Consider the following 9,609-nt stretch of genomic DNA (forward strand, 5'->3'; position numbering starts at 1 on the left):
GGGCGGTCACCTGAGTGCTGCGGGGGCCAGGATTGCGGATGGATGTGTTCATTTGGGGAAAATCTCCAGCAATCGTGGCGCTATCTTTTCCAGTGGACGGATTTCTACGGCCGCGTCGATGGCTGCGGCAGCCTTGGGCATGCCGTACACCGCACTGCTCTGCTGATCCTGCGCGATGGTCAGGTAACCCTGTTGGCGCATGAGCTTAAGCCCTTGAGCCCCGTCGCGTCCCATCCCTGTCAATAAAACCCCTACTGCGTCACCGTTCCAGTAATTGGCGACGCTTTCGAAAAACACGTCGATCGAGGGGCGGTAGATCTCGTTGACCGGCTCGGCGGTGTAGGCCAGCGTGCCGTTCTTGAGCAAACGAATATGGTGGTTGGTGCCGGCCAGCAGCACCGCGCCGGCCTGCGGCGGTTCGCCTTCGCGGGCCAGACGCACGTCCAGGCCGCTGGCGCTGGCAAGCCATTCGGCCATGCCGGCGGCAAACACCTGGTCGACATGCTGCACCAGCACGATGGCCGCCGAAAAGTGGCGCGGCAGACCTTTGAGCAAGACTTCCAGCGCCGCCGGGCCACCGGCCGAAGAACCGATCGCCACCAGCCGCTGGCGCGAGGCGGTACTGCGTGGTGTCGCAGGTGCCGGGCGCGAGCGGGCGGTTTTCTCGCCGATCAGCCAGCCGATGTTGAGGATTTTGCGCAGCAGCGGTGCTGCCGCTTCCTGAGGATTGCCACCGCCGATGGCCGGGGTGTCGACCACATCCAACGCGCCGTGGCCCATGGCCTCGAACACCCGGTGCACGTTCTGCTGGCGGTCCACGGTGACGATGACGATCGCGCACGGGCTCTCGGCCATGATCCGCCGAGTGGCCTCGACGCCATCCATCACCGGCATGATCAGGTCCATCAGGATCAGGTCCGGGGTGTTTTCCGCGCACAGGCGCACCGCTTCGGCGCCGTTGCTGGCGACCCACACCACCTGATGCGCCGGCTCGAAGGCCAGCGCACGGCGCAGGGCCTCCACCGCCAGAGGCATGTCGTTGACGATTGCGATCTTCATGCCCGCGCTCCTCCGATGAGCTCAACCACCGCGTCGAGCAGGGCGTCGTCATGAAAACTGGCCTTGGCTAGATAATAGTCGGCGCCGGCGTCCAGTCCACGGCGGCGGTCTTCCTCGCGATCCTTGTACGACACCACCATCACCGGCAGCGATTGCAGACGGTTGTCGCGGCGCAGCAGCGAGACCAGCTCGATGCCGTCCATGCGCGGCATGTCGATGTCGGTGATCAGCAGATCGAAATCCTCGGAGCGCAGGGCGTTCCAGCCGTCCATGCCGTCCACCGCGACGGCCACGTCATAGCCGCGATTGAGCAGCAACTTGCGTTGCAATTCGCGCACGGTCAGCGAGTCATCGACCACCAGAATCCGCTTGCGCGCCGCTTCTGCGGCCTGATGGCCGTGGCGCGCAATGCGCTCCAGACGCCCGGTGTTGAGCAGCTTGTCCACCGACCGCAGCATGTCTTCGACGTCAACGATCAGCACCACCGAGCCATCGTCGAGCAAGGCCCCGGCGGAAATGTCCTGCACCTTGCCCAGCCGTTCGTCCAGCGGCAGCACCACCAGCGTGCGCTCGCCGATGAAGCGCTCGACCGCCACGCCGTAGATCGCGTCGCGCTCGCGGATCACCACGACTTTCAGGGTGTCGCCGCTGTTCTGGCTGGCCGGACGTTGCAACAACTGACTGGCCGCGACCAGACCGACGTGCCGGCCTTCGTGCCAGAAATGCTGGCGCCCTTCGACCTGCACAATGTCGTCCGGCGCCAGATCGCACATGCGTTCGATGTGCGCCAGCGGGAAGGCGTAGGCCTCGTCGCCGACTTCCACCACCAGGCTGCGCACCACCGACAGGGTCAGCGGCACTTCCAGATGGAAGCGACTGCCCTCGCCCGCCGTCTGCTCCAGCACCACCGCACCGCGCAACTGGCGAACCATGTGCTGAACGGCGTCGAGACCGACACCACGGCCGGACACTTCGGTGACCTTGTCGCGCAGGCTGAAACCCGGCAGGAACAGGAAGGTCAGCAGTTCTTCTTCACTCAATTGCGCGGCGGTTTCCGCGGGCGACAACTGGCGTTCGACGATGCTGCGGCGGACCTTTTCCAGATCCACTCCATTGCCATCGTCGCTCAATTCCAGCACCAGCAGACCGGCCTGATGCGAGGCACGCAGACGGATCAGACCTTCTTCGGACTTGCCTTTGAGCAGGCGTTCTTCCGGGGTTTCGATGCCGTGATCGACCGCGTTGCGCAGCAGGTGCGTCAGCGGTGCTTCGAGTTTTTCCAGCACATCACGGTCGACCTGAGTCTTCTCGCCCTCGATCTCCAGCCGCACCTGTTTGCCGAGGCTGCGACCGAGGTCCCGCACCATCCGCACTTGCCCGGACAGCACATCGGCGAACGGCCGCATGCGGCAGGCCAGCGCGGTGTCGTAGAGCACTTGCGCGCGCTGACTCGCTTGCCAGGCAAACTCGTCGAGCTCTGCGTTTTTCTCGGCCAGCAGTTGCTGGGATTCGGCGAGCAAACGTCGCGCGCCTTCCAGCGCCTCTTGAGCCTCAAGGCTCAGGGCGTGCTCCTTGAGATGAACGTTGAGACTTTCCAGCGCCCGCAGGCCGTTGTTCTGCATGCGCTTGAGGCGCTGCATCGTGGCCAGATGCGGCTTGAGGCGCTGGGTTTCCACCAGGGATTTGCTCGACAGATCGAGCAGGCTGTTCAGGCGCTCGGCGGTGACCCGCAGCACCCGCTCGCCGCCTTCAGTGGTGCGCTTGCTTTTGCGCGGTGCGGGCTCTGGCTCGGCAACCTCGACCGGGATTTCAGCGGGCGCGGGCTCAACCACCGGCGGTGGCTGAAGCTGCAACTCGGCCATCGGTGGCGCACTCGGAGCGGCGGTGACCACGGCGGGTGCCGTCGGGTCGAGCAAACCGCCCATCAACGCCACGTAAGCCTCAATGTCCGCAGGCTGCGGGCCATTGGCCGGAGTGGCGATGCGCATCAGCAAGTCGGTGCCCTGCAACAGCGCGTCGATATGTTCCGGGCGCAGGAACAACCGCCCTTCCTGGGCGCTGACCAGACAATCTTCCATCACGTGGGCGACGCTGACGCCGCTGTCGATGCCGACGATCCGCGCCGCGCCTTTCAACGAGTGCGCCGCACGCATGCACGATTCGAGCTGATCGGCCTGGGTCGGGTTGCGCTCCAGCGCCAGCAGCCCGGCGCTGAGCACCTGGGTCTGGGCTTCGGCTTCGAGGCTGAACAGCTCGAGCAAGGAGGCGTCGCGCATTTGCTCGGGGGTCATGTGAGGCTCCGGGACACGGCGGACAACAGCTGTTCTTCATCCAGCCAACGCAGGCTGCGACCTTTGAAAGGCAGCACGCCTCGGGTGTATTTGGCGCTGGCCTGCGCGCCGGATCGTGAGGCGGCGTCGAGGATTCGCTCGTCGATGGCGTGAATCCCGTCGACTTCGTCCACCGGCACCACCACTGGCCCGCCCTGGGCCGAGATGATCAGCATGCGCGGCATGATTCGCGCGCCGGTCGCCGGGGCCGCGTTGCTGTCGAGGTCGAGCAGTTCGACCAGCGACAGGCACGCCACCAACGCCCCGCGCACGTTCGCCACGCCAAGCAAAGCCCGGGAGCGCTGGTGCGGCAGCGAGTGAATCGCCTGCAACGGCGCGACCTCCACCAGACTGCGCGTGGCCAGGCCAAGCCATTCTTCGCCGAGGCGGAACATCAGCAGCGAACGGGTCTTCAGCTCGGTTTCGACCTGGGTCGCCACCGGATCGCGCTCGTCCTGCTGCAACGCATAGCGGTCGAGCAGACGCGTGGCGGCGGCGGAGTACACCGAGCAATTGCGGCAATGGATGTGCTCGTCCAGCAGCGGACAGGACTTGTCGCCGTGGATGCCGATGCGGTTCCAGCAATCGTCGATGGCCCGGGCGTCTTCGTGGGTGACGTTCAAGGTGTCGGACGGGATCATCGTTTACGCTCACTGTCGGCGGTGCGGTCGCTGCGGGCGGCGCGCTCCTGCAATCGTCTGGCGCCGGCCGTGTCGCCCTGGGCTTGCAGCAGCGCGGCCAGGTGCATCAAGGCTTCGGGGTGTTGCGGTTCGAGGTACAGCGCCTTGCGGTAAAAGCCCTGGGCTTCGAGGGCGCTGCCGGCGACATCGCTCAGCAGGCCGAGCCAGTAAAACACCTGGGCCACCGGCTCATGACTGCGCAAATACTGTTCGCACGCGGCCCGGGCCTCGGCACTTTTGCCTTCGTTGGCCAGGGCGGCAATGTTGGCCAGCAACGTCGCGGCGTCGGGGTTGGTGCTTTTAGCCGTCGCCGGCAAGGGCGTCACGCCAGCAAACGGGCGATTGCGCACCGGTGGCGGTGGTGTGCTGCGCATCGGTTGGCGCACAGGCAACGGCACCGGAATCGCGGTCGGCATCGGCAACGGTTCGGGCTGCGGTTCGCTGTGACGACTGAAGGCAAAGGACTGCGGAATCCCGATCGAGCGCATGCCGAGCCTCCCGAGCAGACTGCCCTCGGCCGGGCCGATAAACAGCACGCCATCGACATGGGTCAGGCGCTTGAGCACGGCGAACACCTGCTGCTGGGTCGGCTGATCGAAATAGATCAGCAGGTTGCGGCAGAACACGAAATCGAACGGCGGCTCGTTGACCAGCAAGGAGGGATCGAGCACGTTGCCGACATGCAGGCGCACCTGCTCGCGGACAATTTCATTCACTCGATAGCCCTCGTTCTCGGCAAAAAAATGCCGCTCGCGAAAGTCCAGTTCCTGACCGCGAAACGAGTTCTTGCCGTACAGCGCCCGCCGAGCCTTGTCCACCGACAAGGGGCTGACGTCCATGCCATCGACCTTGAACTGATGGGGCTTGAGGCCGGCATCGAGCAACGCCATGGCAATCGAATAGGGTTCTTCACCGGTGGAGCACGGCAGGCTGAGGATGCGCAGCGCACGCATGTTGTTCAGTTCGCCCAGGCGTTTGCGCGCCAGTTTGCCAAGGGTGGCGAAGGATTCCGGGTAACGGAAAAACCAGGTCTCGGGGACGATCACCGCTTCGATCAGCGCTTGCTGTTCATCCCGCGAGCCTTGCAGCGTCTGCCAGTACTCATCGGCATTCACCGTTTGCGACAGGGTGATGCGCTGGCGCACGGCCCGCTCGATGATCGCCGGCCCGACCGAGGCGACGTCGAGGCCGATGCGTTCCTTGAGGAAATCGAAGAAGCGCTGGTCGCTGCTCATGGCTGCTCCTCAAGCCGCGCCGGGTCCAGCGGTGGCGACGGGAACAGCAGCGTACGCACCGACTCGTCCAGCAAGTCGTTGACCCGCACCCACTGCACCAGCCCTTGGGCGTCTTCACGTACCGGGCCCAGGTACGGCGCCTGACGATTGTCGAGGCCGTACGGCCGGAAATCCTCCGGGTTGCAGCGCAGGGTATCGGTGGCCTGTTCAAGGATCAGACCCAGCCATTGCGAGGGTTGCGAGTCATCCGCGCGGTAATGCACCAGCACCAGTCGCGTGCTGGTGCGCGCTTCGGCAGGATGGCCGAACGTCAGGGCACTGAGGTCGATCACCGGCACCACCGTGCCGCGATAGGCAAACACCCCCGCCACCCAGTGCGGCGCCCGGGCAATCGGCTTCAACGGCAGGCGCGGCAGCACTTCGGCCACTTCCGTGGCGCGCAAGGCATAGCGTTCGCTGCCGATGCGAAACAGCAGGAACAACGCCTGCTTCGCCACCGGTGCAGCGCTGCGTTTGGCGGTAATTTCGCTCATCAGACTTTGAATCGCGAAACGCCGCTGCGCAGGCCCACGGCCACCTGGCTCAGTTCGTCGATGGCGAAACTGGCCTGACGCAACGACTCGACCGTCTGGCTGCTGGCATCACCCAGCTGCACCAGCGCGTGGTTGATCTGTTCGGCACCGGTAGCCTGGGCCTGCATGCCCTCGTTGACCATCAACACCCGCGGCGCCAGCGCCTGCACTTGATGGATGATCTGCGACAGCTGCTCGCCGACCTGCTGCACCTCAGCCATGCCGCGACGCACTTCCTCGGAGAACTTGTCCATGCCCATCACCCCGGCGGACACCGCCGACTGGATCTCGCGGACCATCTGTTCGATGTCATACGTGGCGACGGCGGTCTGATCCGCCAGACGCCGCACTTCAGTTGCGACCACGGCGAAACCACGGCCGTATTCGCCGGCCTTCTCCGCTTCGATCGCGGCGTTCAGCGACAACAGATTGGTCTGGTCGGCAACCTTGACGATGGTCACGACCACCTGATTGATGTTGCCGGCCTTCTCGTTGAGGATCGCCAGTTTGGCGTTCACCAGATCCGCCGCGCCCATCACCGAGTGCATGGTGTCTTCCATCCGCGCCAAACCTTGCTGCCCGGAGCCGGCCAGCACCGAGGCCTGATCGGCAGCGGTGGAGACTTCGGTCATGGTGCGTACGAGGTCGCGGGAGGTCGCCGCGATTTCTCGGGATGTCGCGCCGATTTCGGTCGTGGTCGCAGCGGTTTCGGTGGCGGTGGCCTGCTGTTGTTTGGAAGTAGCGGCGATCTCGGTCACCGAGGTGGTGACCTGCACCGACGAGCGCTGGGCCTGGGACACCAGCGAGGTGAGCTCGGTCATCATGTCATTGAAGCCGGTTTCCACCGCGCCGAACTCATCCTTGCGGTCGAGGTTCAAGCGGCTGCTCAGATCGCCCGTGCGCATGATGTCGAGGATCTGCACGATGCGGTTCATCGGCGCCATGATCGCGCGCATCAGCAACAGACCACAGAAACCGGCAGCCAGCACGGCCACCAGCAGCGAGACGAACATGCTGACCTTGGCCGCCGCCACGGCCTCGTCGATGTTGGACATGGCCTGGTCCGCGACTTTCTTGTTCTCGCCGATGATGTCGTTGAGTTTCATCCGGCCCGAGTACCAGGTCGGCGTCAGCTGTTCGTGGAACAGCTTGACGGCTTCGGCTTCAAGATTGCGCTTGTGCAGATCCAGCACGGTGTCCTGAATCTTCATGTAGGTGTCGTGATACTTCTCGAAAGACGCGAATTCGAGCTTGTCCTCGTCCGTCACGACCGTGTTGCGGTAATTGGTCATCTGCTCCTGAAGACGGGATTCGAAGGCTTTGTAGTCCGCCGCATCTTCGCTGCTGACGCCCTGCCCTTCCTTGAGGCCCAGCAGTTCCTGGGTCTGCAGGTAACTGTCGACCCACGCGCCACGAATCATCGAGCTGTAATAGACACCGGGAATCGCGTCGTCACGGACGCTGTTTTCACTGGCTTCGATCTTCAGCAGCCGCGAATACGAGACGACCACCATCAGCAGCATGATGGCGATAATCACCGCAAAGCTCGCCAAAATGCGTTGGCGCAACGTCCAGTTCTTCACAGTCAGTCCTCGGGGCGGGTCGAAATGCGGGGGAGTATAGCTGAGGGCGGTGTTTCATTTATAAGACGGTTTGCCGCGCTCTGGCCGTCCGGTATTAAACGGGGTGGGCTCTGGATAGGGACTTTCAAGGAATCGGAGGGTGGCGTGCCAGTGACGCAATGGCAAAAAGGGGCGATGGATTGGCCATTTCGGTTTTAGATGATCTGAAGAAGCAATAGCCATGTGCCATGGTGCGCAACTTCTTGCGCACTTGATTCGCGAAATCGTCGCCTGATTTCGCTACAGCCCCCGGTTACCGTCGCCTGTAGCCGAGTGCGCAACTTCTTGCGCAGTACTGCGCAAGAAGTTGCGCACTTTTGCTTTCATCGCTGTGCAAAAAACGCTCAAACCCGCGAGCCAGAGCGGTGAAGTCCCCGGCTCCCGGGGACGCACCAAAAGGTGGCACGGTCTTTGATAACAGTCAGCCACCCACCGGGCGATTTCGCCTCCCGGGCACCCTAACTTTATCCGCAAGGAGAGCATCCCATGGCAACACCAGCGTACATGTCGGTTACCGGCGAAAAACAAGGCCTGATCACTGCCGGCGCCTTCACCGCCGACTCCGTTGGCAACACCTACCAGGAAGGCCACGAAGACCAGGTTATGGTTCAGGCTTTCACCCACGACGTGATCATCCCGCGTGACCCGCAATCCGGTCAGCCAACCGGTCAGCGCGTTCACAAGCCAGTTGTGATCACCAAGGTCTACGACAAGGCTTCGCCTCTGCTGCAAGCGGCTCTGACCTCCGGCGAGCGCATGAGCGAAATCGTTATCCAGTGGTACCGCACTTCGGCTCAAGGTACCCAAGAGCACTACTACACCACCAAACTGGAAGACGCGATCATCGTCGCCATCAACAACAAAATGCACAACTGCCAGGATCCAGGCAACGCGCACTTCACCCACCTGGAAGAAGTGCAGTTCACCTACCGCAAAATCACCTGGACCCACGAAGTATCCGGTACTTCGGGTTCCGATGACTGGCGTGCTCCAGTCGTTTAATTACGGCTGATCGTTTCAAGCATCGGCCAGCTCTGCTGGTCGATGTTGTTTACGCCCTCCAGAATTTCGCGTGCGTTGATCGTTCAGCGGTCGACGAACGCCGCTGTACAGCACGAGGAACAAGGGATGTTCGCGCCGGCCAATGAAACCCACTTTGCCCTGACCATCGAAGGTCTTTCCGCCGATTTCCAGGTGTTTACCCTCACCGGTCGGGAAGCCGTCAGCCAGCCTTTCGTATTCGAGGTGGAGCTGGTCAGTGAGCAGCCGTCGCTGGACCTCGAAACCCTGCTGCACAAACCGGCCTTCCTGCAACTGTCGCCCGACGGCAGCGGCATCCACGGCCTGATCTATCGCGCCGCGCAAGGCGATTCCGGCAAGCGCCTGACGCGCTATTCCGTGACCCTGCGCCCGCAACTGGCGTACCTGGCGCACCGGATCAACCAGCGGATCTTCCAGAACCACAGCGTGCCGAAAATCATCGGCAAGGTCCTCGAAGAACACGGTATCCAGGGCAATGCCTATGCGTTTCAGACCGGTTCGATCTACCCCGATCGCCTCTACTGCGTGCAGTACGACGAATCGGACCTGCATTTCATCCAGCGTCTGTGCGAAGAAGAAGGCATTCACTACCACTTCCAGCACAGCGCCACGGGCCACAAACTGGTGTTCGGCGATGACCAGACGGTGTTTAAGAAACTGGCGCCGGTGGCCTATCAGCAGGACTCCGGCATGGTCGCCAGCGACCCGGTGATCAAGCGCTTCGACCTGCGCCTGGAAACCCGTACCAGCCGCACCACCCGCCGCGACTACGACTTCGAAAAACCGCGGATCACCCTCGAAAGCGAAAACCGCGGCGACGCCCTGCCCGACCTCGAGGACTACGACTACCCGGGCCGCTTCGTCGACCGCGAACGCGGCAAGCACCTGGCCAAACGCGCCCTCGAACGCCATCGCAGCGACTTCCAGCTCGCCGAAGGCAAGAGTGATCAGCCGTTGCTGGTCAGCGGCCATTTCCTCGCGCTGAAAGAACACCCGAAGGCCAAGTGGAACGACCTGTGGCTGCTCACCGAAGTCCACCACGAAGGCAAGCAGCCGCAAGTGCTGGAAGA

At 63.1% G+C, this 9,609-nt stretch carries 8 protein-coding genes; 2 read left to right on the forward strand and 6 right to left on the reverse strand.

Annotated features, from left to right (window positions below; translation table 11 throughout):
* Positions 1-48: 48 nt before the first annotated feature.
* Genes cheB through M5G18_RS26235 form a run of 6 tightly spaced genes read right to left on the reverse strand, consistent with a single transcriptional unit; the run spans position 49 to position 7,459 of the window.
* Entirely contained in the window at positions 49-1,059 is a 1,011-nt protein-coding gene (cheB, locus tag M5G18_RS26210; RefSeq protein WP_007954689.1) for a chemotaxis response regulator protein-glutamate methylesterase, read from the reverse strand.
* Positions 1,056-3,350, reverse strand: a complete 2,295-nt coding sequence (locus M5G18_RS26215; RefSeq protein WP_273896354.1) for a hybrid sensor histidine kinase/response regulator — start codon at positions 3,348-3,350, stop codon at positions 1,056-1,058. The genes cheB and M5G18_RS26215 overlap by 4 nt, the downstream gene beginning before the upstream one ends.
* A complete protein-coding gene (locus tag M5G18_RS26220; RefSeq protein ID WP_007954679.1) occupies positions 3,347-4,030 on the reverse strand; it encodes a chemotaxis protein CheW in 684 nt (227 codons plus the stop codon). The genes M5G18_RS26215 and M5G18_RS26220 overlap by 4 nt, the downstream gene beginning before the upstream one ends.
* Positions 4,027-5,304 carry a CheR family methyltransferase gene (locus M5G18_RS26225; RefSeq protein WP_273896353.1) on the reverse strand — a complete coding sequence of 426 codons (1,278 nt, stop codon included), beginning with the start codon at positions 5,302-5,304 and terminating at the stop codon, positions 4,027-4,029. The genes M5G18_RS26220 and M5G18_RS26225 overlap by 4 nt, the downstream gene beginning before the upstream one ends.
* On the reverse strand, positions 5,301-5,837 hold the full coding sequence (locus M5G18_RS26230; RefSeq protein WP_273896352.1) for a chemotaxis protein CheW: 537 nt from the start codon (positions 5,835-5,837) through the stop codon (positions 5,301-5,303). The genes M5G18_RS26225 and M5G18_RS26230 overlap by 4 nt, the downstream gene beginning before the upstream one ends.
* Positions 5,837-7,459, reverse strand: a complete 1,623-nt coding sequence (locus M5G18_RS26235; RefSeq protein WP_273896351.1) for a methyl-accepting chemotaxis protein — start codon at positions 7,457-7,459, stop codon at positions 5,837-5,839. The genes M5G18_RS26230 and M5G18_RS26235 overlap by 1 nt, the downstream gene beginning before the upstream one ends.
* A 525-nt stretch (positions 7,460-7,984) precedes the next feature.
* Between M5G18_RS26235 and M5G18_RS26240 the strand changes: the two genes are divergently transcribed.
* Positions 7,985-8,500 carry an Hcp family type VI secretion system effector gene (locus M5G18_RS26240; protein WP_007949952.1) on the forward strand — a complete coding sequence of 172 codons (516 nt, stop codon included), beginning with the start codon at positions 7,985-7,987 and terminating at the stop codon, positions 8,498-8,500.
* A gap of 126 nt (positions 8,501-8,626) precedes the next feature.
* Positions 8,627-9,609, forward strand: a 983-nt coding sequence (gene tssI / locus M5G18_RS26245; RefSeq protein ID WP_273926200.1) for a type VI secretion system tip protein TssI/VgrG, incomplete at its 3' end; no start/stop codon positions are given.

Origin of the sequence: Pseudomonas aphyarum (assembly GCF_028657055.1) — a bacterium.
GTDB lineage: Bacteria > Pseudomonadota > Gammaproteobacteria > Pseudomonadales > Pseudomonadaceae > Aquipseudomonas > Aquipseudomonas aphyarum.

Coding starts and splice junctions, on each gene's coding strand:
- cheB (WP_007954689.1), bottom strand. CDS start 1,059: ATGAAGATCGCAATCGTCAACGACATGCCTCTGGCGGTGGAGGCCCTG.
- M5G18_RS26215 (WP_273896354.1), bottom strand. CDS start 3,350: ATGACCCCCGAGCAAATGCGCGACGCCTCCTTGCTCGAGCTGTTCAGC.
- M5G18_RS26220 (WP_007954679.1), bottom strand. CDS start 4,030: ATGATCCCGTCCGACACCTTGAACGTCACCCACGAAGACGCCCGGGCC.
- M5G18_RS26225 (WP_273896353.1), bottom strand. CDS start 5,304: ATGAGCAGCGACCAGCGCTTCTTCGATTTCCTCAAGGAACGCATCGGC.
- M5G18_RS26230 (WP_273896352.1), bottom strand. CDS start 5,837: ATGAGCGAAATTACCGCCAAACGCAGCGCTGCACCGGTGGCGAAGCAG.
- M5G18_RS26240 (WP_007949952.1), top strand. CDS start 7,985: ATGGCAACACCAGCGTACATGTCGGTTACCGGCGAAAAACAAGGCCTG.